Source organism: Pseudomonas sp. 24 E 13 (assembly GCF_900004715.1).
GTDB classification, from domain to species: domain Bacteria; phylum Pseudomonadota; class Gammaproteobacteria; order Pseudomonadales; family Pseudomonadaceae; genus Aquipseudomonas; species Aquipseudomonas orientalis_A.
Map to the genome: position 1 here is coordinate 1 of NZ_CVTO01000094.1, position 22989 is coordinate 22989.

Annotated in this window: 21 protein-coding genes; 14 read left to right on the plus strand and 7 right to left on the minus strand. The window is 62.1% G+C overall.

Translation table 11 applies throughout. The features are described from left to right. From BFP90_RS06395 to rarD, 3 genes are all read left to right on the plus strand, one after another. Nucleotides 1-1729 (plus strand): PhoX family protein (locus BFP90_RS06395; protein ID WP_065896274.1); only part of this gene is annotated, 1729 nt, incomplete at its 5' end. Between the two features lie 167 nt (nt 1730-1896). Next, nucleotides 1897-2871, plus strand: coding sequence for a serine/threonine protein kinase (locus tag BFP90_RS06400; RefSeq protein WP_003176519.1), 975 nt, complete (start codon nt 1897-1899; stop codon nt 2869-2871). Nucleotides 2872-3062: 191 nt separating this feature from the next. Beyond that, the gene (gene rarD / locus BFP90_RS06405) at nt 3063-3947 is read left to right on the plus strand and encodes an EamA family transporter RarD (protein ID WP_065885467.1); all 885 of its coding nucleotides are present in this window, start codon (nt 3063-3065) and stop codon (nt 3945-3947) included. Between the two features lie 110 nt (nt 3948-4057). Here the strand turns inward: rarD and BFP90_RS06410 are convergent, their stop codons facing one another. After that, on the minus strand, nt 4058-4570 hold the full coding sequence (locus BFP90_RS06410; protein ID WP_065896275.1) for a glycine cleavage system protein R: 513 nt from the start codon (nt 4568-4570) through the stop codon (nt 4058-4060). Between the two features lie 363 nt (nt 4571-4933). On the opposite strand from BFP90_RS06410, the gene BFP90_RS06415 reads away from it, so the two are divergent. Then, nucleotides 4934-7111 (plus strand): malate synthase G, encoded by a 2178-nt coding sequence (locus BFP90_RS06415; RefSeq protein ID WP_065896276.1) that lies wholly within the window; start codon nt 4934-4936, stop codon nt 7109-7111. Between the two features lie 187 nt (nt 7112-7298). Here BFP90_RS06415 and BFP90_RS06420 read toward each other — a convergent pair whose 3' ends face one another. Continuing rightward, nucleotides 7299-7745: a response regulator gene (locus tag BFP90_RS06420; RefSeq protein WP_065894120.1), complete on the minus strand. Its 447-nt coding sequence runs from the start codon at nt 7743-7745 to the stop codon at nt 7299-7301. 244 nt (nt 7746-7989) lie between these two features. Here BFP90_RS06420 and BFP90_RS06425 point away from each other — a divergent pair, with 244 nt between their 5' ends. The 8 genes from BFP90_RS06425 to BFP90_RS06460 all read left to right on the plus strand — a co-directional run bounded on the left by BFP90_RS06425 (nt 7990) and on the right by BFP90_RS06460 (nt 16968). Next, a complete protein-coding gene (locus tag BFP90_RS06425) occupies nt 7990-9912 on the plus strand; it encodes a putative nucleotidyltransferase substrate binding domain-containing protein (RefSeq protein WP_170876035.1) in 1923 nt (640 codons plus the stop codon). Next, complete coding sequence (locus tag BFP90_RS06430) at nt 9909-10616, plus strand: 3'-5' exonuclease (protein ID WP_065896277.1); 708 nt, start codon at nt 9909-9911, stop codon at nt 10614-10616. The genes BFP90_RS06425 and BFP90_RS06430 overlap by 4 nt, the downstream gene beginning before the upstream one ends. A gap of 94 nt (nt 10617-10710) precedes the next feature. Then, a complete protein-coding gene (locus BFP90_RS06435) occupies nt 10711-11229 on the plus strand; it encodes an RNA polymerase sigma factor (RefSeq protein WP_065896278.1) in 519 nt (172 codons plus the stop codon). Next, nucleotides 11226-12194 (plus strand): FecR domain-containing protein, encoded by a 969-nt coding sequence (locus BFP90_RS06440; protein WP_065896279.1) that lies wholly within the window; start codon nt 11226-11228, stop codon nt 12192-12194. The genes BFP90_RS06435 and BFP90_RS06440 overlap by 4 nt, the downstream gene beginning before the upstream one ends. A gap of 206 nt (nt 12195-12400) precedes the next feature. Then, nucleotides 12401-14830, plus strand: a complete 2430-nt coding sequence (locus BFP90_RS06445; protein ID WP_065896280.1) for a TonB-dependent siderophore receptor — start codon at nt 12401-12403, stop codon at nt 14828-14830. Between the two features lie 62 nt (nt 14831-14892). Continuing rightward, nucleotides 14893-15996 carry a PepSY-associated TM helix domain-containing protein gene (locus BFP90_RS06450; RefSeq protein ID WP_065896281.1) on the plus strand — a complete coding sequence of 368 codons (1104 nt, stop codon included), beginning with the start codon at nt 14893-14895 and terminating at the stop codon, nt 15994-15996. Further along, the gene (locus BFP90_RS06455) at nt 15993-16175 is read left to right on the plus strand and encodes a hypothetical protein (protein ID WP_065896282.1); all 183 of its coding nucleotides are present in this window, start codon (nt 15993-15995) and stop codon (nt 16173-16175) included. Before BFP90_RS06450 ends, BFP90_RS06455 begins: the two co-directional genes overlap by 4 nt. A 163-nt stretch (nt 16176-16338) precedes the next feature. Beyond that, nucleotides 16339-16968: a glutathione S-transferase family protein gene (locus tag BFP90_RS06460; protein ID WP_065894114.1), complete on the plus strand. Its 630-nt coding sequence runs from the start codon at nt 16339-16341 to the stop codon at nt 16966-16968. Between the two features lie 19 nt (nt 16969-16987). Here BFP90_RS06460 and BFP90_RS06465 read toward each other — a convergent pair whose 3' ends face one another. Continuing rightward, a complete protein-coding gene (locus BFP90_RS06465; RefSeq protein WP_065885457.1) occupies nt 16988-17443 on the minus strand; it encodes a retropepsin-like aspartic peptidase RloA2 in 456 nt (151 codons plus the stop codon). Between the two features lie 231 nt (nt 17444-17674). Here BFP90_RS06465 and BFP90_RS06470 point away from each other — a divergent pair, with 231 nt between their 5' ends. Continuing rightward, nucleotides 17675-18562 (plus strand): acyltransferase, encoded by an 888-nt coding sequence (locus tag BFP90_RS06470; protein ID WP_065896283.1) that lies wholly within the window; start codon nt 17675-17677, stop codon nt 18560-18562. Here BFP90_RS06470 and BFP90_RS06475 read toward each other — a convergent pair. After that, nucleotides 18559-19131, minus strand: a complete 573-nt coding sequence (locus BFP90_RS06475; RefSeq protein ID WP_065885455.1) for a DUF2780 domain-containing protein — start codon at nt 19129-19131, stop codon at nt 18559-18561. The genes BFP90_RS06470 and BFP90_RS06475 overlap by 4 nt on opposite strands. Before the next feature lie 124 nt (nt 19132-19255). On the opposite strand from BFP90_RS06475, the gene BFP90_RS06480 reads away from it, so the two are divergent. Further along, nucleotides 19256-19714: an anti-sigma factor domain-containing protein gene (locus tag BFP90_RS06480; RefSeq protein WP_065894111.1), complete on the plus strand. Its 459-nt coding sequence runs from the start codon at nt 19256-19258 to the stop codon at nt 19712-19714. 156 nt (nt 19715-19870) lie between these two features. Here the strand turns inward: BFP90_RS06480 and fdhA are convergent, their stop codons facing one another. From fdhA to BFP90_RS06495, 3 genes are all read right to left on the minus strand, one after another. Next, nucleotides 19871-21070 carry a formaldehyde dehydrogenase, glutathione-independent gene (fdhA, locus tag BFP90_RS06485; protein WP_065885453.1) on the minus strand — a complete coding sequence of 400 codons (1200 nt, stop codon included), beginning with the start codon at nt 21068-21070 and terminating at the stop codon, nt 19871-19873. Nucleotides 21071-21250: 180 nt separating this feature from the next. Continuing rightward, nucleotides 21251-22108 (minus strand): formyltetrahydrofolate deformylase, encoded by an 858-nt coding sequence (gene purU / locus BFP90_RS06490; protein ID WP_016977808.1) that lies wholly within the window; start codon nt 22106-22108, stop codon nt 21251-21253. A 161-nt stretch (nt 22109-22269) separates the two neighbouring features. Further along, on the minus strand, nt 22270-22902 hold the full coding sequence (locus BFP90_RS06495) for a sarcosine oxidase subunit gamma (protein WP_065892464.1): 633 nt from the start codon (nt 22900-22902) through the stop codon (nt 22270-22272). Nucleotides 22903-22989: the final 87 nt, after the last annotated feature.

Below are 22989 nucleotides of genomic sequence, written 5' to 3' on the forward strand. Positions count from 1 at the left end.
GGGCTTCACCGGCATCGCCGCCGCCACCAGTGACACCATCACCCTGCCGCCCGGCTACAGCGCCTCGGTGCTGATCAGCTGGGGCCAGCCCTTGAGCACCCAGGCGCCGGCCTTCGACCCCTCCGGCAACGGCACGGCCAAGGCCCAGGAACAGCAGTTCGGCGACAACAATGACGGCATGAGCCTGTTTCCCTTCCCCGGCGATGACAACCGCGCCTTGATGGCGATCAACAACGAATACACCAACTACCGCTACCTCTACGCCCACGGCGGCGCACCGCAATCGGCCGAAGACGTGCGCAAGGCCCTGGCCAGCGAAGGCGTGTCGGTGATCGAAATTCAGCGCAAGGGCGACACTTGGCAGTTCGTCCAGGATTCACGCTACAACCGGCGCATCCACGGCAACACGCCGATCCGCCTGAGCGGCCCCGCCGCCGGCCACGACTGGCTGAAAACCAGCGCCGACAACACCGGCAAGCACGCCCTGGGCACCTTCCAGAACTGCGCCAACGGCAAGACCCCGTGGGGCACTTACCTCACCTGCGAAGAGAACTTCACCGACTGTTTCGGCAGCAGCAACCCACAGCAGGCCTTCGACGCCGGGCAAAAACGCTACGGCGCGGTCGCCGCCAGCAAGGACATCAACTGGCACCCCCACGACCCGCGCTTCGACATGGCCAAGAACCCCAACGAACTCAATCGCCACGGCTGGGTGGTGGAAATCGACCCGTTCGACCCGCAATCCACCCCGGTCAAGCGCACCGCCCTGGGCCGTTTCAAGCACGAAAACGCGGCCCTGGCCGAGACCCGCGACGGACGCGCGGTGGTGTACATGGGCGATGACGAGCGCGGCGAATTCATCTACAAGTTCGTCAGCCGCGATCCGATCAACCACGACAACTCGAAAGCCAACAAGGATTTGCTCGATCACGGCACCTTGTACGTGGCGATCTTCGACGCGGGCAATGGCGATGCCGATCATCCCAGGGGCAAGGGCCAATGGGTCGAACTCACCCACGGCAAAAACGGTATCGATGCCGGTACAGGCTTTGCCAGCCAGGCCGAAGTGCTGATCCATGCCCGCCTGGCCGCCAGCGTGGTGAAAGCCACGCGCATGGACCGCCCGGAATGGATCGTGGTCAGCCCCATGGACGGCCAGGTCTACTGCACCCTCACCAACAACGCCAAGCGCGGCGAAGACGGCCAGCCGGTGGGCGGGCCCAACCCGCGCGAGAAGAACGTCTACGGCCAGATCCTGCGCTGGAAAGCCGACGCCGATAACCACGGAGCCACGGACTTCACCTGGGACCTGTTCGTCGTCGCCGGCAACCCCGGCGTACACGCGGGCTCGCCGAAGGGCGGCTCGTCCAACATCAACCCGCAAAACATGTTCAACAGCCCGGACGGCCTGGGTTTCGACAAGGCTGGCCGCCTGTGGATTCTCACCGACGGCGACTACAGCAACGCGGGCGACTTCGCCGGCATGGGCAACAACCAGATGCTGTGCGCCGACCCGGGCACCGGGGAGATTCGTCGCTTCATGGTCGGGCCGGTGGCGTGTGAAGTCACCGGGATCAGCTTTTCGCCGGATCAGAAAACCCTGTTTGTGGGTATTCAACACCCTGGCGAAACCGGCGGCTCGACGTGGCCGGAGCATCTGCCGAACGGCAAGCCGCGTTCGTCGGTGCTGGCGATTCGGCGCGATGATGGTGGGGTTGTCGGCGCCTGACAGGGCCTCATCGGGGGCAAGCCCCCTCCCACACTTGATTTGTGAATACAGTTAAATGTGGGAGGGGGCTTGCCCCCGATGGCGATCCCACAGTCGCCCCCTATCTCAAGCCCGCTGGGTTACCATACCCGGCCGGACGCGGCGACCTGCTGCGCGCAGGAGTTCGCATGGCCCACCCGTTTGAAACACTCACCCCCGACCTGGTCCTCGACGCCGTCGAAAGCATCGGTTTTCTCAGCGATGCGCGCATTTTGGCGCTCAACAGCTACGAAAACCGCGTGTATCAGGTGGGCATCGAAGATTCCGAACCGCTGATCGCCAAGTTCTATCGGCCCCAGCGCTGGACCAACGAAGCGATCCTGGAAGAACACCGCTTCACCTTCGAACTGGCTGAGTGCGACGTGCCGGTGGTCGCCCCGCTGATCCATAACGGCGCAAGCCTGTTCGAGCACCAGGGTTTCCGCTTCACCCTGTTTCCACGCCGTGGCGGCCGCGCGCCGGAGCCGGGCAACCTCGACCAGCTGTACCGCCTCGGGCAACTGCTCGGTCGCTTGCACGCGGTGGGGTCCACCCGCCCGTTCGAACACCGCGAAGCCCTGGGCGTGAAGAACTTCGGTCACGATTCCCTGACCACCCTGCTCGAAGGCAACTTCATTCCCAAAAGCCTGTTGCCGGCCTACGAGTCCGTGGCGCGCGACCTGCTCAAACGTGTGGAAGAGGTCTACAAGGCCACCCCGCACAAGAACATCCGCATGCACGGCGACTGCCACCCCGGCAACATGATGTGCCGCGACGAGATGTTCCACATCGTCGACCTGGATGACTGTCGCATGGGTCCTGCGGTACAGGACCTGTGGATGATGCTCGCCGGCGACCGCCAGGAATGCCTGGGTCAACTGTCGGAATTGATGGACGGCTACCAGGAGTTCCACGACTTCGACCCCCGTGAACTGGCCCTGATCGAACCCTTGCGCGCCCTGCGCCTGATGCACTACAGCGCCTGGCTGGCGCGGCGCTGGGACGACCCGGCCTTTCCCCACAGCTTCCCGTGGTTTGGCAGCGAGCGCTATTGGGGTGACCAGGTGCTGGCGTTGCGTGAGCAGCTGTCGGCCCTCAACGAAGAACCCTTGAAACTGTTCTGAGCAACGCGACGCTCTCCTGTAGGAGCGAGCTTGCTCGCGAAAAACCCGAGAGCGCCATTGGGCAACAGGCCTCCCGCGTTATCGTTGACGATCTTCGCGAGCAAGCTCGCTCCTACAAAAAGCAGGTCCCCATTGCCTGACAAATATCCTTACAATTGCGCTTTGTTAGCTGCCTAAGCAAGGATTCTGCAATGCACGCCGCAAACCCCCGCAAGGGGTACATCCTGGGCCTAAGCGCCTATATCACCTGGGGCCTGTTCCCGCTCTATTTCAAAGCCATTGCCAGTGTCCCCGCCGCCGAGATCATCGTGCATCGCGTGCTGTGGTCGGCACTGTTCGGTGGCTTGCTGCTGATGGTGTGGAAACACCCGGGCTGGTTTCGCGAACTGCGCGACAACCCCAGGCGCCTGGCGATCCTCGCCCTCAGCGGTTCGTTGATAGCGGCCAACTGGCTGACGTATGTATGGTCGGTCAACACCGGGCGCATGCTGGAAGCGAGCCTGGGTTACTACATCAACCCGCTGGTCAACGTACTGCTGGGGATGCTGCTGCTCGGCGAACGCCTGCGCCGCCTGCAATGGGTGGCCGTGGTCCTGGCGGCGGTCGGTGTGGCGCAACAGGTGTGGCAAGTGGGCAGTTTGCCGTGGGTATCGCTGGTACTGGCGCTGACCTTTGGCTTCTACGGGCTGATCCGTAAACAGGCGCCGGTCAAAGCCCTGCCGGGGCTGGTGGTGGAAACCTGGATGCTGGTGCCGATTGCCATCGCCTGGTTGCTGTTCAACCCGACGGCCCACAGCGCACAGCTGGAATTCTGGAGCACCTCCGAGGCCTGGTGGCTGGTGGCCGCAGGCCCCGTGACGCTGATCCCGCTGGTCTGTTTCAACGCCGCCGCGCGGCATCTGCCTTACACCGCACTGGGCTTTTTGCAGTATGTAGCGCCCACCCTGGTGTTGCTGGAAGCCGTGCTGCTGTTCGGCGAACACCTGGCGCCCAGCACGCTGACCGCCTTTGCCTTTATCTGGGCGGGCCTGGTGGTGTACAGCGTGGATATCTGGCTGAGCGTGCGCAAACGCTGATCAAAAAACGCTCAAAGCTCTGCAAGCCTTAGCCGGCCTGGCTTGCAAACATTGACCCAAAGGTTATCCACAGGTCCATGCAAGATTTCCATGCATAACCTCATGGGTGCTCATTCATCGTTGCGCAATTCCACCATCAGATCGTCTGCCAGGGTTTCCAGGGACGCCTGCAACGCCTCCAGGGACAGGCTTGACGGCACTTGCAACAAGGCCTCGGCGTTGAACAGCGGATCGCCGCTCATCGGGGCCGGGCGCACGTCGGTGCTCAAGCGCTCCAGGTTGACGCCCTGCTTGCTCAACAGTGCAGTGATCTCCCGCACGATGCCGGCGCGATCATTGCCCACCAGGGTCATCACAATCGATTTGCAAGCCGATGCCTGGCCGGAACTGCCCTCGCCTACCAGCACGCGAATGCCGTGGGTGGATAAATCCTCCAGCGCCCCCACCAGTTGCTGACGGTTCTCTGCAGGAACGCTGACGCGCAGAATCCCGGCAAACTGCCCGGCCATATGGGCCATTCGGCTTTCCAGCCAGTTGCCACCCTGGGCGGCGATGGTGTGCGCGATGCGTTCAACCAGGCCGGGTTTGTCGGCGGCAATAATTGTGAGTACAAGATGATCCATGGCGAAATACCTCGGGTGCGATTCCTGTAGGAGCGAGTTTGCTCGCGAAGGTCATCAACGATAACGCGAAAAAACTGACATCAGCGGTACGCTCAGGTTTTTCGCGAGCAAGCTCGCTCCTACAAGGTGGACGCGCGGTAGCTCGAAAACAAATCGTGTACCATTTTTATATTTATCTGGAACAATCCAATAGTTTTTTGAGAACATCCGATTCTCCGCTGTGACCGTCCGACCAAAGTGGGTCGCTAAACGACGTATTTAGTCTAATTTTCACAACCGCAAGTCATCATGTAGTATGCCCAACCGTGCACTACATAATGAAAATCTGAAAAAGCGCATAAGCTCCGCAGAGTGAGGCAAGCAATGACTGAACACGTTCAAGTCGGTGGCCTGCAGGTCGCCAAAGTCCTGTTCGACTTCGTGAACAACGAAGCCATTCCCGGTACCGGCATCACTGCCGACCAGTTCTGGGCCGGTGCCGACAAGGTCATTCACGACCTGGCGCCGAAGAACAAAGCCCTGCTCGCCAAACGCGACGATTTCCAGGCGCGCATCGATACCTGGCACCAGACCCATGCCGGCCAGGCCCACGACCCGGTGGCCTACAAAGCCTTCCTGCAAGACATCGGATACCTGCTGCCAGAAGCCGCAGACTTCCAGGCCTCGACCCAAAACGTCGACGACGAAATCGCACGCATGGCCGGCCCCCAACTGGTGGTGCCGGTGATGAACGCCCGCTTCGCCCTCAATGCCTCCAATGCACGTTGGGGTTCGCTGTATGACGCGCTGTATGGCACCGATGCCATCAGCGAAGCCGACGGCGCGGAGAAGGGCAAGGGCTACAACAAAGTGCGCGGCGACAAGGTCATCGCCTTCGCCCGCGCCTTCCTCGATGAGGCCGCGCCGCTCAGCGCCGGCAGTCACGTTGACTCCACCGGCTACAAGATCGTCGACGGCAAGCTGATCGTCAGCCTCAAGGGTGGCAGTAACAGCGGCCTGCGTGACGACGCGCAGTTGATCGGGTTCCAGGGCCCGGCGGCCGAGCCGATTGCGATCCTGTTCAAGCACAACGGCCTGCATTTCGAGCTGCAGATCGACGCCGGCACCCCGGTCGGCCAGACCGACGCCGCCGGCGTCAAAGACGTGCTGGTGGAAGCTGCGCTGACCACCATCATGGACTGCGAAGACTCCGTCGCCGCCGTGGATGCCGACGACAAAGTGGTGATCTACCGCAACTGGCTCGGCCTGATGAAGGGCGACCTGGCCGAAGAAGTGGCCAAGGGCGGCAAGACCTTCACCCGCACCATGAACCCTGATCGCGTCTACACCGGCGTGGATGGCAACGACGTCACCCTGCACGGGCGCTCACTGTTGTTCGTGCGCAACGTTGGCCACTTGATGACCATCGACGCGATCCTCGATAAAGACGGCAACGAAGTGCCGGAAGGCATCCTCGACGGCCTGCTCACCAGCCTGGCGGCGATCCACAGCCTCAACGGCAACAGCTCGCGCAAGAACAGCCGCACCGGCTCCGTGTACATCGTCAAACCGAAGATGCATGGCCCCGAAGAAGCGGCGTTCACCAACGAGCTGTTCGGCCGTATCGAAGACGTGCTGAACCTTACGCGTAACACGCTGAAAGTCGGGATCATGGACGAGGAGCGCCGCACCACGGTCAACCTCAAGGCCTGCATCAAGGCGGCCAGCGAACGTGTGGTGTTTATCAACACCGGCTTCCTCGACCGCACCGGCGACGAAATCCACACCTCCATGGAAGCCGGCGCCATGGTGCGCAAGGCCGCCATGAAAGCCGAGAAGTGGATCGGCGCCTACGAAAACTGGAACGTCGATATCGGCTTGAGCACCGGCCTGCAAGGGCGTGCACAGATCGGTAAAGGCATGTGGGCAATGCCCGACCTGATGGCCGCGATGCTCGAACAGAAAATCGCCCACCCACTGGCCGGCGCCAACACGGCCTGGGTACCGTCGCCAACGGCGGCTGTACTGCATGCATTGCACTACCACAAGGTCGACGTGTTCGCCCGCCAGGCCGAGTTGGCCAAGCGTGAACGCGCCTCGGTGGATGACATCCTGACGATTCCTCTGGCGCAAAATACCGAGTGGTCCGAAGAAGAGATCCGCAACGAACTGGACAACAATGCCCAGGGCATTCTTGGCTATGTGGTGCGCTGGATCGACCAGGGCGTCGGTTGTTCAAAGGTGCCGGACATCAACGATGTGGGCCTGATGGAAGACCGCGCCACCCTGCGCATCTCCAGCCAGCACATTGCCAACTGGTTGCGCCACGGCATCGTCAATGAAGCCCAGGTCATGGAAAGCCTCAAGCGCATGGCGCCAGTGGTGGACCGCCAGAATGCCGGAGACGCGCTGTACCGCCCGCTGGCGCCGGATTTCGACAGCAACATCGCGTTCCAGGCGGCGGTGGAGTTGGTGATTGAAGGGACTAAACAGCCGAATGGCTATACCGAGCCGGTGCTGCACCGCCGGCGTCGGGAGTTCAAGGCTAAAAATGGCCTGTAAATGAAAAAAGCCCTGATCGTGAGATTGGGGCTTTTTATTTGCGGTTGATAGATCGTTCCCACGCTCCGCGTGGGAATGCATCCCGTGACGCTCCGCGTCACCTTTGAGCTGGCGCCGGGCTCTGCGCTGAAAGCAGGACGCGGAGCGTCCCGGGTGGCATTCCCACGCAGAGCGTGGGAACGATCAGTCAAGAATCCATCCCCAACTCCCGCTTCACCAGCTTCGCCAACTTCTCGCTATCAATCGGCTTGAGCAGAAAGTCCACCACGCTCAAATGCATCGCATCAATCACATCCGGCGCTTCGGCGTCCCCCGATATGATGATGATCGGCAACGCCGCACGGGGCGATTCGCGCACCTGGCGGATCAACTCCAAGCCGTCGCTCGGCGCCATGCGCAAATCGGTGATCAGCAACCCAATGGAACTGTGCGACTTCAACAACGCCCACGCGCTCTCCCCGTTGTCAGCCGTCATGCAGCGAATACCGTCCAGCCCGAGGATTTCCGCCAACAGTTCACGCGCATCCTTGTCGTCGTCCACGATCAACACGCGTTGTGGCGGTAAATCAGGCTCCAGCATCACGGCGCTCAGCGCCTCGCGCTCGGCATCACTCAAAATATCGTGGTCGGACATACGTTTCTCAGCAATTCTTATCAATCTCCCAGCACTCGTCAGACATCTGCGGAAGGGCGAACAATGTGCACTTCGTCGGAAAGTTTGCCTAGTGGGCGTTCTACGGGTTTTGGACGATAGTCATGTAAGGCTTTTCCCTAGTTTTGCGCAGGGGTCCCCGACCTAGACTTACGTCCAATGGGCACCCGCCGTGCAGCAGTCGACCATGCAGCACGATAACGACAAAAAAACTGCGGTCACTGTTATGAGTAAAGCTGATGCTTTCACGCAGGCGGGTAAAACCGCCGTGTTGCAGAATATCCACGGCACCCTGCAATTCCTGCAGCGCTTCCCGCCGTTCAACCAGATGGAAAATGCGCACCTGGCGTTTCTGGTGGAGCAGTGCCAACTGCGTTTCTATGGCCCCGGCGACAGCATCCTCAAACCGTCGGGCGGGCCGGTCGAGCATTTTTATATCGTCAAGCAGGGCCGCGTGGTCGGCGAGCGGCCGGACGCCACAGACCCCACGTTCGAAATCACCACCGGCGAGTGCTTCCCCCTCGCCGCCCTGCTCGGTGAACGCGCCACCCGCACCGAGCACAAAGCCTGCGAAGACACCTTTTGCCTGCAACTGAACAAGATGGCGTTCATCAAGCTGTTCGCCCTTTCCAGCCCGTTTCGTGACTTCGCCTTGCGCGGCGTCAGCAGCCTGCTCGATCAGGTCAACCAGCAGGTGCAGCAAAAAGCCGTGGAAACCCTCGGCACCCAATACTCGTTGAACACTCGCCTGGGTGAGCTGGCCATGCGCCACCCGGTCACCTGCAGCCCGGACACTGCGCTGCGCGAAGCGGTGCGGCTGATGCACGAGCAGCAGGTCGGCAGCATTGTGATTGTCGATGAACACAAGGCGCCGCTGGGCATCTTCACCCTGCGTGACCTGCGCCAGGTGGTGGCCGACGGCACCGGTGATTTCAGTCAAGGCATCGCCGGTCATATGACCCAAGCGCCGTTCTTCCTGAGCCCGGACCACAGCGCGTTCGACGCGGCGATCGCCATGACCGAGCGGCATATCGCCCATGTATGCCTGGTGCAGGACCAGCGCCTGTGCGGCGTGGTCTCGGAGCGCGACCTGTTTTCCCTGCAGCGCGTCGACCTGGTGCACCTGGCGCGGACCATCCGCAACGCATCCCGTGTGGAACAACTGGTGGCGATCCGCGGCGAGATCGGCCAGTTGGTCGAACGCATGCTGGCCCACGGTGCGTCGTCTACGCAGATCACCCACATCATTACCTTGCTTAACGATCACACCGTGTGCCGGGTCATCGAGCTGACCCTGGCGGAAAAAGGCGACCCCGGCGTGCCCTTCAGCTGGCTGTGCTTTGGCAGCGAAGGCCGCCGTGAACAGACGCTGTACACCGACCAGGACAACGGCATCCTGTTCGAGGCCCGAGACGCCGTGGAAGCCGCCGAGATTCGCGAACGCCTGCTGCCCCTGGCACAGCAGATCAACCAGAGCCTGGCGCTGTGCGGCTTCAGCCTGTGCAAGGGCAATATCATGGCCGGCAACCCGCAGTTGTGCCTGTCACGGGCCGAATGGGCCCGCCGGTTTGCCGCGTTCATTCGCGAAGCCACACCGGAAAACCTGCTGGGTTCGAGCATCTATTTCGACCTGCGCGTGGTGTGGGGCGATGAGCAGGGTTGCGAGCAACTGCGCCAGGGCATTCTGGATCAGGTGGCGGACAATCGGCTGTTCCAGCGCATGCTGGCCGAGAATGCCTTGCGCCAACGCCCACCCGTAGGGCGCTTTCGCGAATTTGTGCTGACGCGCAAAAGCGGGGAAAAGGCCACCCTGGATCTCAAGGTGCAGGGCCTCACGCCGTTCGTGGACGCTGCGCGTGTGTTGGCCCTGGCCCATGGCATCCACGCCAACAATACGCTGGAGCGGCTGCGCCAGTTGGTCGCCCGGCAGGTGATCGAGCGGCTGGACGGCGCGGCGTATGAAGAGGCTTACCACTTCATTCAACAAACCCGCATGCAGCAGCATCAGATGCAGACCCGGGAAAACCTGCCATATTCCAACCGCGTCGATCCCGACAGCCTCAATCACCTGGACCGGCGCATCCTGCGCGAATCCCTGCGTCAGGCCCAGCGCCTGCAAAGCAGCCTGACCTTGCGGTATCAACTGTGAGCCTGTTCAACTGGTTGCGCGCGAAAAAACCGCGGCTCGATGCGGCGCAGCAGCAACGCCTGGGCCAACTGCCCGCGCCCGCCGCACTGGGCAATGAGCCCTTGCGCAGCCAGCGCTGGGTGGTGGTCGACCTGGAAACCAGCGGCCTGCACCTCAACCGTGACCAGGTGCTGTCCATCGGCGCCGTGGTGATCGAGGACGGCGCAGTGGATTTCTCGCAGATGTTCGAACGCACCCTGCAACGCACCGCCGGAAAACTCAGCCCCAGCGTGTTGATCCATGGCCTGGGGCCCAGCGCCATCGCGGCCGGCAGCGACCCGGTGGATGCGCTGCTCGATTTCATGGCGTTCGTGGGCGACAGCCCGCTGCTGGCCTTCCATGCGCCGTTCGATCAACACATGCTGGGCCGGGCGCTCAAGGAGAGCCTGGGTTATCGCCTGGCCCATCCCTTTCTCGATGTGGCCGATATCGCCCCGCTGCTGTGCCCCGAGGCGAACATCCGTGAGGCCGGTCTGGATGAGTGGATCAACCATTTCAACTTGCAGGTGGGCGAGCGCCATCACGCCAGCGCCGATGCACTGGCCACGGCGGAGCTGATGCTGATCCTGTTCAGCCGTGCACGCCGGCAACACATCGACACGCCCCAGGCGCTGCAGGAGCGCTTGAGCCAATGGCGGCGGCGTAAACAGGCGCCATCGTTTTAGTGGCATTGCCCGACAGACGCCAATTGCGCCCACATCACCGCTCTGACACAATCGCGAATAATTCTCGTTAGTTTAAACTTTATTCGGTGATGCCTTGTCGTCGGCCCAGACCCCACACAGTGAGCTTGTTGGCGCGTTGTATCGCGACCATCGTGGCTGGCTGTTGGCCTGGCTGCGGCGCAACGTGGCCTGCCCGAGCCGCGCCGAAGACCTGAGCCAGGACACCTTCATGCGCCTGCTCGGCCGTGACGGCCTGCGCGAACCCCGCGAGCCACGCGCCTTCCTGGTAGCGATTGCCAAGGGTCTGCTGTTCGACTACTTCCGCCGCGCCGCCCTGGAACAGGCCTACCTCACCGAATTGATGCTGATCCCGGAAAGCGAACACCCATCGCCCGAAGCACAGCAACTGATCCTCGAAGACCTCAAGGCCATCGACCGCCTGCTCGGCAAACTGTCGAGCAAAGCCCGCGTCGCCTTCCTCTATAACCGCCTCGACGGCCTGGGCCATGCAGACATCGCCCAGCGCCTGGGTGTGTCGGTGCCGCGCGTGCGCCAGTACCTGGCCCAGGGCATTCGCCAGTGCTACATCGCGTTGTATGGCGAGCCATCATGAGCCTGATCAGTGGCAAGCCGGTGTCTGCCCACGTGCTGGACGCCGCGATTGCCTGGCAGCTGTCCCTTGATTCCGGCGACGGCGGCGTGGTGGAACAGGAAGAATTCGCCAAGTGGCTGGCCAGCGACGAAGAACACGCCCGCGCCTGGCGCCAACTGGGCATGCTCGACCAGCGTTTCAGCGCAGCGTCCGGCCCCGCGCGGGCCGCGCTGTTGCACTCCCACGACAACGCGCGCCAGCGCATGCGCAAACTGGGCCGTGGCCTGGCGAGCATTGTGCTGGTGTGCGGGCTGGCATTGTTTGCCGGTGAGCGCTATGTGCCCATCCACTATTGGCTGGCCGATCAACGCACCGCCACCGGTGAGCAGCGCACCCTTGAGCTGGCTGACGGCACCCGGATCCGTCTCAATACCCACACGGCCATCGACGTGCGCTTCGACGATAAACGCCGCGTGATTGTGTTGCAGGAGGGCGAAATCCTGGTCGAGACCGGCCATGACGATGCACGTCCATTCTCTGTACAGACCCGCGACGGCAACCTGCGGGCGCTGGGTACGCGGTTCATCGTGAGGCGCGAAGACCACGCCACGCGCCTGAGCGTGCTGCAATCGGCGGTGGCCGCCCAGCCTGAAGCACTGCCTCAGGAACGGATTTTCAAGGCCGGCCAGCAAGTACTGATGCGCAGCGACGGCCTTGGCGCGCTGCTTGCCGTCCCACCGGCCAGCGACGCCTGGACCCGCGGCATGCTGGTGGTCGACAACGCCCGCCTGGGCGATGTGGTGGCCGAACTCGGTCGTTATCGCAGCGGCCATCTGGCGGTGGACGACAACGTGGCCGACCTGCGCATCACCGGCAGCTTCCCGCTGCACGACACCACCCTGGCGCTCAATGCGCTGTTGCCGACCCTGCCGGTGCGGATCGAGCAGCACACGCCGTGGTGGGTGACCGTCAAGGGTAGGCCTTAGGTTCTGCGGCATCTGAAGATCGCCATCGGGGGCAAGCCCCCTCCCACACTTAGATTTGTGAATACAGTCAAAATGTGGGAGGGGGCTTGCCCCCGATGAGGCCCTCAAAAACACCACCGAAAAAATATTTCCACCCCGCCCTATCACTTTCCGATTCTCGTCCGGCACCTAGGCAATTGAGAAATATTTTCATTCAGGAGCCACCCATGTCCCGCACGCTAGACACTCTGTTGCGCCCCAGCCTGTTAGCCGTGGCCATTGCCCTCGGTGCCCCGCTGATCAGCCCCACGCTGATCGCTGCCGAACAGTCCGCCAGCGTGCGCGCCTACAACCTGCCGGCCGCCCCACTGGCCGCCACCCTGAACCAGATTGCCAGCCAGGCCGGTCTCGCGCTCACCCTCAACCCGACGCTCGCCGCCGGCAAGACCTCGGCACCGGTCAAGGGCCAATTCGATGCCCAGGGCGCATTGCGCGAAGCCTTGCGCGGCACTGGGCTGCAGCTGGAGCAAAGCAGCGCCGGGACCTTTACCCTGGTGGCGATTGCGGACGGCGTGGTGGCATTGCCGCAGACCAGCATTATTGGGCAAGGTAATTACGAGAGCGCCTGGGGGCCGGTGGAGGGCTACCTGGCCAAGCGCACTGCCGCCGGCACCAAGACCGACACGGCCCTGGTCGAGGCGCCGCGCTCGATCTCGGTGGCGACCCGCGAGCAAATGCAGGATCGCAACGTGCAGAACCTCGACGACGCAGTCAAATACATGCCCGGCATCGTGTCCGCCAGCTACGGCAGCGACACCCGCTACGACTGGATGCGCGTGCGTGGCTTCGAACCTACCCAATTCCTCGACGGCCTGCCGCTGCCCCGTGGTGTGTACGCCAACCCGAAAGCCGAAACCTGGAACCTCGATCGCCTCGCCCTGCTGCGCGGCCCGGCCTCCTCGGTTTACGGCCAGACCCCGCCGGGCGGCCTGCTGGACATGGTCAGTCGCCGCCCCAGCGCCGAACAGAGCAGCGCCATCCAGGTGCAATACGGCAGCGACAACTATCGTCAGATCAACTTTGCCAGCACCGGCAAGATCGATGACGAAGGCCAGTTCCTGTACGGCCTCAGCGGCGTGGTGCGCGATGCCGGCACCCAGGTCGATCACATCGACAACAAGCGCTACAACATCGCGCCAAGCCTGACCTGGAATATCGATACCGATACCAAGCTGACGTTCCTGTCGCAGTTCACCCGTGACGATACCGGCACCACCAGCCAGTTCCTGCCGATCCAGGGCACCAAGATCAAATCGCCCCTGGGGGACATCTCGCACCACAAGAACCTCGGCGATCCGGATTACGAGTATTACGACCGCACTTACTACGCACTGGGCTATGCCTTCGAACACCGCTTCAACGACACCTGGCAGTTCAGGCAGAACCTGCGCTACACCAAGTCGGAACTGGCTTTCCAGCAACTGACCGTGGGCTCGTTCGCCTTCTCGCCAGCGGACGCGGCCGGCAATATCAGCCGCTCGTCGACCAACGTGGACGAGGACATTGGCCAGTTCGCGGTGGATAACAACTTCCAGGCGGATTTCGCCACGGGCGATATCACCCATACCCTGCTGCTGGGCCTGGACCATCAGCGCACCGACACTTCCTACACGTCGATTTTCGGCCTCGCCGGAACGATCAACATCTTCAACCCGGTCAATACCCAGCCGGTCGTGCGGCCGGCGCGTTCCACCGCGTTCTATGACTACAACCAGAAAACCATCCAGACCGGCCTCTACGTGCAGGACCAGATGGCCCTGGACAACTGGCGCCTGACCCTGGGCGGTCGTGAAGACTGGGTGCACCAGGGCACCACGTACTTCAACAAAAACGATGCGACCAACACCGACCGCAGCAAGAACTTCAGTGGCAACGCGGCGCTGAGTTATGTGTTCGACTCAGGCTTCGTACCCTATATCTCATACGCCGAATCGTTCCAACCGGCGAGCAACGCCAGCGTCTCCCCCACCGAGTCGTATAAACCCACGGAGGGCAAGCAGTGGGAACTGGGGATCAAGTACCAGCCACCCGGTTCGAACACCCTGCTGAGCGCGGCGGTGTATGACCTCACCCAGAAAAACGTGCTGGTCACCAGCTTCCAGTCCGGTGGCGTGTCACTCACCGACCAGACCGGCGAAGTGAAGGTCAAGGGCCTGGAGCTGGAAGCCATCTCTGACGTCACCGAAAACCTCAAGGTGATCGCGGCGTATACCCTGGCCAAATCCGAAGTGCAAAAAGGCGACTTCAAAGGCAACCGCCTGCAATTGATGCCTAACCAGCAAGCCTCCCTGTGGACTGACTACACCTGGCATACCGGCGCCCTCGACGGTTTCGGCATCGGCTTTGGCGCCCGCTACACCGGCAATACCTACGGCGACCAGGCCAACACCTGGTCCGGCAAAGCCAACGCCTACACGGTATTTGACGGTGCCGTGCACTACGACCTCGGCCGCCTGGACAACAGCCTCAAGGGCGCGTCGGTGAAAGTGAACGCGACCAACCTGTTCAACAAGGACTACATTTCCACCTGTGACGGTTCCTACTGCTACTTCGGCGACCAACGCAGCGTTGTCGCCAGCGCCACCTACCAGTGGTAATCGGCTGAGTTAACAACCAGGCCGTCCACCAGGGCGGCTTTGGTGTGTCTGAAGGCGAGAAAATGAAAAGCAAAACCATCCGCCGCTGGTCCTTCATCCACACCTGGACCAGCCTGATCTGCACCGTATTCTTGCTGCTGCTCGCCCTCACCGGTCTGCCGCTGGTGTTCCATCACGAGATCGATCACCTGCTGGGCAACGAACCCGAGCTCAAGCAGATGCCCGCCGATACGCCGCAGCTCAACCTGGAGCAGCTGGTGGCCAAAGCGCAGGCCCATCGCCCCGGCGAGGCCATGCAGTACCTGGCCTGGGACGAGGATGACAAAAATGGTGTCATCGCGATCATGGCCGCCACGGCCGGTACCGAGCCGAATGCGTCGCATACCTTCATGCTCGATGCGCGCACCGGCGAAACGGTGGAGATGCCGTCAGCCAATGGCGGGCTCACCCTGTTCCTGTTGCGCCTGCATGTGGACATGTTCGCCGGGCTGCCCGGCAAGCTGTTGCTGGCGTTCATGGGTTTGCTGTTCGTGCTGGCGCTTGTCTCGGGGACGGTGCTGTACCTGCCGTTCATGCGCCGCTTGAAGTTCGCCACCGTGCGCCAGGACAAATCCACGCGCCTGCGCTGGCTCGACCTGCACAACCTGATCGGCGTGGTCACCCTGACCTGGGCGCTGGTGGTGGGTGTGACCGGTGTGATCAGCGCCTGTGCCGACCTGATCATCGCCGCCTGGCGCCAGGACAGTCTCAGCGCCCTGATCGAACCCTACAAAGACGCCCCGCCGCTGACCCAACGCGCGCCGGCCAGCGATTTGCTGAGCATCGCCGCCAAGGCTGCGCCCGGCATGCAACCGGACTTTATCGCCTTCCCCGGTACGCGCTTCTCCAGCGAGCATCACTACGCCGTGTTCATGAAAGGCAGTACCCACCTCACCTCCCATCTGCTCACACCGGTATTGATCGACGCCAGCACCCTGGCCGTCACCGCCATCGCCCAACGGCCGTGGTACATGGACGCCATGGGCATGTCCCAGCCGCTGCACTTCGGAGACTACGGCGGCATGCCGATGAAAATCCTCTGGGCGCTGCTGGATGTGCTGACCATCGTGGTGCTGGTCAGCGGCATTTACTTATGGATCGTGCGACGCAAGGCGGGCAAGACATGAAGCCGAGGCAGTCGAATTTCTGGAAGGTGTTCGGCATCCCGCTGGGGATCGGCCTGCTCAGCGCCGCCGGGTTGTTTGCGGCGTTGCTGGGGGATGGGTGGTGGGATTCGTTGAGTTGGGTGGGGTTGGGTATACCGGCTGGCATTGGGGCCTGGGGGTTGGTCAGGCGTCACGCCTGAGGGCGCTATCGGGGGCAAGCCCCCTCCCACATTTGATTTGTAAACACATTCAAGTGTGGGAGGGGGCTTGCCCCCGATGAGGCCCTAAGCTCCAGCGAAAATCCCCCTCGCCAGCCACCCCGCAACCCTCTAGGCTAACCCCAGCCTATTTCGAGGAATGCCCATGTCCGCCCCCAGCATGACCTTGTTCCACAACCCCGCTTCACCCTTTGTACGCAAAGTCCGCGTGTTGTTGAGCGAGACCGGTCAGCAGGACCGCGTCGCCCTGCACGCCTGCCTGCCCACCCCCGTCAACCCGGACGCCGAGGTGGTGCAAGGCAACCCGGTCGGCAAGATCCCGGCCCTGCGCCTGGCCGACGGTTCGGTGCTGCACGACAGCCGGGTGATCCTCGATTACTTCGACCACCAGCACGTCGGCAACCCGCTGATCCCCCGCGACGGCTCGGCCCGCTGGCGCCGCCTGACCCTGGCCTCGATGGCCGACGGGATCATGGACGCCGCCGTGCTGGTACGCTACGAAACCGCCATGCGCCCGGTCGAGAAGCATTGGGAGCCGTGGCTGGACGAGCAGCGCAACAAGATGCGGCGTGCACTGGCCGAGCTGGAGCAGAGCGCCATCGCCGAACTGGCCAGCCACTTCGACATCGCCGCCATCAGCGTGGCCTGCGCGCTGGGCTACCTCGACTTCCGCCACCCGGACCTGCACTGGCGCGCAGACAACCCCAAGCTGAGCGCCTGGTACGCCGAGGTCAGCCAGCGGCCTTCGATGCAGCAGACCCAACCGCCCGCCTGATATCACCCATGTGGGTCCGTCAGCAGTCCGGTTTGTCGGCGGTGTAGCGACGCGCCGGGTTCACCGCCGCACCGAATTCACGCAGGGCCTTGGCGCCGATCAGCAGCGGATAGTTGAAGCTGCTGCGGTCGGTAAGGTTGACCTCCACGGTACGCTTGACGTCGCCCAGGCACATTTCCAGGTCGATCACCGGGCGCTTGGCCACGCTGGCTTCGTCCTTGTCGTCATCTTCGTCGGCGCGGCTCTTGATCTTGCTGATGCGTGACACCTTGTGTTCGTAGACCTTGTTACCCGCATCGCTGCCGCCGAGGCGGAAGCGCACCCAATCGTCGCCATCACGGGTGAAGGTCTCGATGTCACGGGCCGACAGCGAGGCGGTCAGCGCGCCGGTGTCCATCTTGGCCTTGAAGGTCTGGCCGATTTCCGGCAACTGGATGTATTCGTAGCGACCGTAGAGGGTCGGTTCGGCGGCCATGGCAGGCGCAGCAGCCAGAACGGGAATAGCTAGGGCAAACGCGGCAAGGAGCAATTTCACGGCATGATTTCCTCGAAAGAAGTGGGCGAATTCTAGACCGCGCACACAGCACTTAGTTGGATGACCGAGCATAACCGGCACATTGTGAAACATTCGTCCGGCCATTTGCGATTTGGCCTCTAGACTCACCTTGCTTATGATGGCAAGCCCACAAGATTCCAAGAGTTATTTATGCGCCGCCTGCTCACCGGCTGTCTGGTCACACTGCTGCTGTTGCTCAACACGCTGATCCTGATCGGCCCCTTGATGGTGTTCGCTCTGCTCAAGCTGGTGGCGCCGGGCCGCTCGCGTGACTATGCGTCTTGGGCGGTGATGTGGATCGCCGAGACCTGGGCCGAGATCGACAAGCTGATCTTCGCCGTGTGCATTCCCACCCAATGGGATATTCGCGGCGGTGAAGACCTGCGGGGTGACACCTCCTACCTGGTCATCAGCAACCACCAGTCCTGGGTGGATATTCCGGCATTGATCCAGGCGCTGAACCGGCGTACGCCGTTCTTCAAATTCTTCCTGAAAAAAGAGCTGATCTGGGTGCCCTTCCTCGGCCTGGCCTGGTGGGCGCTGGATTACCCGTTCATGAAACGCTACACCAAGGCGTTCCTGGCCAAACACCCGGAGCTGGCCGGGCAGGACCTGAAAATCACCAAAGAGGCCTGCGAGCTGTTCAAGCGCCAGCCGGTGACCGTGGTCAATTACCTGGAGGGCACGCGGTTCAGCGAGGCCAAACGCGCACAGCAGGATTCACCGTTCAGCCGGCTGCTCAAGCCCAAGGCCGGCGGCGTCGCGTTTGTGCTGGCGGCAATGGGTGAGCAACTGGACGCCATCCTCGACGTGACCGTGGTGTACCCACAACCCAGGATTCCGGGGTTCTGGGACTTGATCAGCGGCGCGGTGCCGAAGGTGATTGTGGATATCCGCACCCGTGACCTGGACCCGGCGTTGTGGCAGGGGGATTACGAGAACGATCCGGCATTTCGCCAGACCGTCCAGAACTGGGTCAACCAGCTCTGGAAGGAGAAGGATGCGCGCATCGAACAATTGCGCGCGGAGCAGCCTTAGCTGCCGGTGCCCCAGGCCTGGGCCAGCTTGCTCAGCAATGAGCTGTTGGCGCCTTGACCGCCCAGGTATTGCAGGATCACCGGGGCAAACTGGCCGATCATGCCGCTGTCCATGCCCAGGGCGCTGAACGCAGTATTCAAGTCATTGGTGTTTTTCACGTTACCCAGCAGGCCGTCCAGGCCACTGGTCTTGCTGCCGCCGTTCTGGCCGAGCATCCCGCTCAAGGCGCCGAGGCTGCCCAATGCATTGTTACCCGACAGTTGATCGAGGCCCGGCACGCTGTTGCCCAGCTGCGAAAAGTCGTTGCCGCTCAGTTTGTTCTTGGCCAGGCCGAGCATGGCGCCGGTGCCGCCGACCGCTTGCTCGGGGGTGATATTGAGTTGCGAGGTCAGGGCCGTCAGCAGGTCGGCCGTTTCCGATGTCGGCGCGGCGGCGGCAGCTTTGTTGTTGCCACCCTGCATGCCGGAAATGGCGTTGGCTGCATCGCCAAGGCTGAAACCTGCGGCGAAGACCGGGCCGGCGGCCACGCTCAACAGGCAGGAAAGGGCAAAACCGCGTGAAATCTTCATCAAGACAACCTCAGGAGATAGGTGCAAAGCACGCTTTGGACTGGGTATACCGACGGATGTTCCGGAACCCATTGGGGATAAGCGGGTCCATGAACTGACTACAAAATTTGTCAGGAAGAGACTTATGACTGCGATCCACCCCGAAGCGATTGAGCACAAGCCTGCATTCTGGAGCCGCCCTCGCCTGTTCATTGGCGCCTGCGCGGTGGTTGTTGCCGGTATTGGTGGCGCGCTCTACACCCAGGACAGCGTCAAGTCCGCGGCGACCCTGGTAACCACCACCCAGCAGCCGGCCGCACAAATCATGGCCCACAAGGATTACCTGGAAGTGCAGCCGATTGCCGCCACGGCACCTGCACCGGACCAGAGCCTGGAGCTGTGGGCAATTCCCAAAGATGGCACGCCTGTGTCCCTGGGCCTGTTGCCGGAGGACGGCAAGGGCATCATCGGCCTGAACCCGCGCCAGCAGGAAACCATCAGCAAGCCGGTGGAGTTGATGGTGAGTTCGGAGACCAAGGGTGGTTCCATCAGCAAACAACCCACAGGCCCGACCGTCTACCAGGGCGCACTGGCCACACGCTGATCCCCAAACACCACAACACCCACGTGGGAGGGGGCTTGCCCCCGATAGCGGTGGATCAGTCGTACATCGATTGACTGACACACTGCCATCGGGAGCAAGCCCCTCCCACAATGAAAAGGGCGACCCATGGGTCGCCCTTTTTAATTGCCGAACGCTTTACGCCGCACTGAACAGCTTATGCGGATCAATCACAAACTTCTTCGGCACACCCGCATCGAACTCGCCATAACCGCGTGGCGCGTCATCCAGGCTGATGACCTGCACGCCGACGATCTCGGCGATGTTGATACGGTCCCACATGATCGCCTGCATCAGTTGGCGGTTGTATTTCATCACCGGCGTCTGCCCGGTGTGGAAGCTGTGGGATTTGGCCCAGCCCAAACCAAAGCGAATGCTCAGGCTGCCCATTTTTGCGGCGGCATCGACGGCACCCGGATCTTCAGTGACGTAAAGGCCGGGGATACCGATCTTGCCTGCCACGCGCACCACGCCCATCAGCGAGTTGAGCACGGTGGCCGGGGCTTCGGCCTTGACGCCGTCATGGCCGTGGCCGCGTGCTTCAAAGCCGACGGCATCGACGGCGCAGTCGACTTCCGGCTCGCCGAGCAGCGCGGCAATCTGTTCGTGCAATGGCGTGTCGGTGGACAGGTCGGCGATCTCGAAACCCTGGGCCTTGGCGTGAGCCAGGCGGATCGGGTTGACGTCGCCGATAATCACCACTGCAGCGCCCAATAGACGTGCTGACGCGGCAGCGGCCAGGCCGACCGGGCCGGCACCGGCGATGTAGACCGTGCTGCCTGGGCCAACGCCGGCAGTGACGGCACCGTGGTAGCCGGTGGGCAGGATGTCGGAGAGGCAAGTCAGGTCACGGATTTTCTCCATGGCCTTGTCGCGGTCCGGCAGTTTCAACAGGTTGAAGTCGGCGTAAGGCACCAGCGCATATTCGGCCTGGCCGCCCGTCCAGTCGCCCATGTCGACATAGCCGTAGGCACCGCCCGGGCGCGCCGGATTGACACTCAAGCACACGCCGGTGTGCATTTCCTTGCAGGAGCGGCAGCGACCGCAGGCCACGTTGAAGGGGACGGAGACCAGGTCGCCGATCTTCAGGTTTTCGACGTCGCTGCCCTTCTCGATCACTTCGCCAGTGATTTCATGCCCCAGCACCAGGCCGGTCTGGGCAGTGGTGCGGCCGCGCACCATGTGTTGGTCGGAGCCGCAGATGTTGGTGGAAACCACGCGCAGGATGACGCCATGCTCGATCTTCCTGCCGCGCGGGTCCTGCATTTTGGGATAGTCGATTTTCTGTACTTCGACCTTGCCGTTGCCGAGATACACGACACCACGATTACCAGACATGCTTTCACCTCGCTGTTGTTTTTATGGAACTGCGTTGCCCGTTGAGTGGGCAGCGCGTTAAGTGCTTGGGTACAGATGCTGTTTCTTGTGTTGTGGGTGAGGGCCTCATCGGGGGCAAGCCCCCTCCCACAGGGCAACGCATTTCAAATGTGGGAGGGGCTTGCCCCCGATTGGCGCCAGTCAGAGCACCACCGTCCGATTGGCATTCAAAAACACCCGCCGCTCAATGTGATACCCCACCGCCCGCGCCAACGTGAGCCCTTCGATATCCCGCCCCTTGGCAATCAGATCCTCGGGATAGTGACTGTGGTCCACCACTTCCACACCCTGGGCGATGATCGGCCCTTCATCCAGATCGTTGTTGATGTAATGCGCCGTGGCGCCGACCAGCTTCACGCCCTTGTTGTACGCCTGGTGATACGGCTTGGCGCCCTTGAACCCCGGCAGCAACGAGTGATGAATGTTGATGGCCTTGCCGTCCAGCTTGCGGCACAGCTCCGGCGACAGCACTTGCATGTAGCGCGCAAGGATCACCAGTTCGGCGCCGGTGTCTTCCACCACTTGCCACACTTGACGCTCCTGGGACGGTTTGTCGTTGGGGTCGAGGGGGAAATGGTAGTAGGGAATTTGATGCCAGTCGGCCAAAGGTTTCAGATCGGGGTGGTTGGACACCACCGCGACCACGTCCATCGACAGCTGGCCGATGCGCTGGCGGTACAGTAGATCGTTAAGGCAGTGATCAGCCTTGGAGACCATGATCACCACTTTTGGCCGGTAGTTCGGCGCCGTCAGCTCGAAGATCATGCCAAACGCTTCACCGCGCGTGGCCAGGCCATCGCGGAAACCCTGCTCGTCAAATCCATCGGGCTGACGGAATTCCACCCGAATAAAAAAACGGCCCGAGAGGCGGTCATCGAACGAATGGTGCTCGGTGACATAGCAGCCCTGCTCGAACAGATAGCGGGTGACCGCGTCCACCGTGCCGAGCACGCTGGGGCAGTCGGCGGTCAAAATCCATGTGTCGGGTGCGCGGCTCATAGCGGGTAACTCCTCAAACAACGCTATCTACTGTAGGAGCGAGCTTGCTCGCGAAGAACGCCAACGATGATGCGTGCATGCTGAATGAACGCGGCGTCTTTGAGTTTTTCGCGAGCAAGCTCGCTCCTACAGTGAAGGGGTGAGACAGCGCGAGCGCCATGTCAGGCTTGAACGCTCAGGCCAAATTCGGCCGAGGCATCCTGCAACCACAACCACCAGTAATCCGAGAAGCTGCGGCGAATCAGCAGTTCCCAGGTGTCCTCAGCGGTATGCCGGATCACCAGTTGTGACTTGGCGAACACCGTGCCCACCGCCTTGCCCACCGGAAAGTTATCAGGGTGCACGTCGTAGCTGGTGGACTTCATCAGCACATCGCGCACATTCGGGCCGCTGAGCTCGAGGATCTGCTGGCCGCCGCTGACGTTGACGATCTGGATATGCAAATCAGCCAGGGCCGCGCGCAGGTTTTGTTCGGCGGCGAACTCTTCGCCGCTCGGGACAATGAGCAGCCATTCATCCGGGCCGAGCCACTGCAGGCTCGTCTCACCCTTGAAGATCACGCTCAGGGCGCCGGGCAGCTCGATGCCAAGGGCCTTGTGCACCCCGGCGGCGAACGCTGCATCGTGGCCATCGCCACGAATGGTGAGGTGGCCGAGGAGTTTCTTTTCACGCACGGTTACGCCGGCGTTCTTGCGGCCCTTGCCGACCAGGCTGGCGAGGTCGGCATGGTGCAGCGACGACTCGGCCTTGGCGCCGGTGGTGGGGCGTTGTTGGTAAACATTGGCTGCTGTCATAAAGCACCTGTTCTGAATTCTGTTGTGAGGCTGATGGCCTCATCGGGGGCAAGCCCCCTCCCACAGGGGAATGCATTTCAACATGTG

Bases quoted from the DNA above. Each gene is read 5' to 3' on its own strand.
- BFP90_RS06400 (WP_003176519.1), top strand. From the start codon at position 1,897: ATGGCCCACCCGTTTGAAACACTCACCCCCGACCTGGTCCTCGACGCC.
- rarD (WP_065885467.1), top strand. From the start codon at position 3,063: ATGCACGCCGCAAACCCCCGCAAGGGGTACATCCTGGGCCTAAGCGCC.
- BFP90_RS06410 (WP_065896275.1), bottom strand. From the start codon at position 4,570: ATGGATCATCTTGTACTCACAATTATTGCCGCCGACAAACCCGGCCTG.
- BFP90_RS06415 (WP_065896276.1), top strand. From the start codon at position 4,934: ATGACTGAACACGTTCAAGTCGGTGGCCTGCAGGTCGCCAAAGTCCTG.
- BFP90_RS06420 (WP_065894120.1), bottom strand. From the start codon at position 7,745: ATGTCCGACCACGATATTTTGAGTGATGCCGAGCGCGAGGCGCTGAGC.
- BFP90_RS06425 (WP_170876035.1), top strand. From the start codon at position 7,990: ATGAGTAAAGCTGATGCTTTCACGCAGGCGGGTAAAACCGCCGTGTTG.
- BFP90_RS06440 (WP_065896279.1), top strand. From the start codon at position 11,226: ATGAGCCTGATCAGTGGCAAGCCGGTGTCTGCCCACGTGCTGGACGCC.
- BFP90_RS06445 (WP_065896280.1), top strand. From the start codon at position 12,401: ATGTCCCGCACGCTAGACACTCTGTTGCGCCCCAGCCTGTTAGCCGTG.
- BFP90_RS06450 (WP_065896281.1), top strand. From the start codon at position 14,893: ATGAAAAGCAAAACCATCCGCCGCTGGTCCTTCATCCACACCTGGACC.
- BFP90_RS06455 (WP_065896282.1), top strand. From the start codon at position 15,993: ATGAAGCCGAGGCAGTCGAATTTCTGGAAGGTGTTCGGCATCCCGCTG.
- BFP90_RS06460 (WP_065894114.1), top strand. From the start codon at position 16,339: ATGTCCGCCCCCAGCATGACCTTGTTCCACAACCCCGCTTCACCCTTT.
- BFP90_RS06465 (WP_065885457.1), bottom strand. From the start codon at position 17,443: ATGGCCGCCGAACCGACCCTCTACGGTCGCTACGAATACATCCAGTTG.
- BFP90_RS06470 (WP_065896283.1), top strand. From the start codon at position 17,675: ATGCGCCGCCTGCTCACCGGCTGTCTGGTCACACTGCTGCTGTTGCTC.
- BFP90_RS06475 (WP_065885455.1), bottom strand. From the start codon at position 19,131: ATGAAGATTTCACGCGGTTTTGCCCTTTCCTGCCTGTTGAGCGTGGCC.
- BFP90_RS06480 (WP_065894111.1), top strand. From the start codon at position 19,256: ATGACTGCGATCCACCCCGAAGCGATTGAGCACAAGCCTGCATTCTGG.
- fdhA (WP_065885453.1), bottom strand. From the start codon at position 21,070: ATGTCTGGTAATCGTGGTGTCGTGTATCTCGGCAACGGCAAGGTCGAA.
- purU (WP_016977808.1), bottom strand. From the start codon at position 22,108: ATGAGCCGCGCACCCGACACATGGATTTTGACCGCCGACTGCCCCAGC.
- BFP90_RS06495 (WP_065892464.1), bottom strand. From the start codon at position 22,902: ATGACAGCAGCCAATGTTTACCAACAACGCCCCACCACCGGCGCCAAG.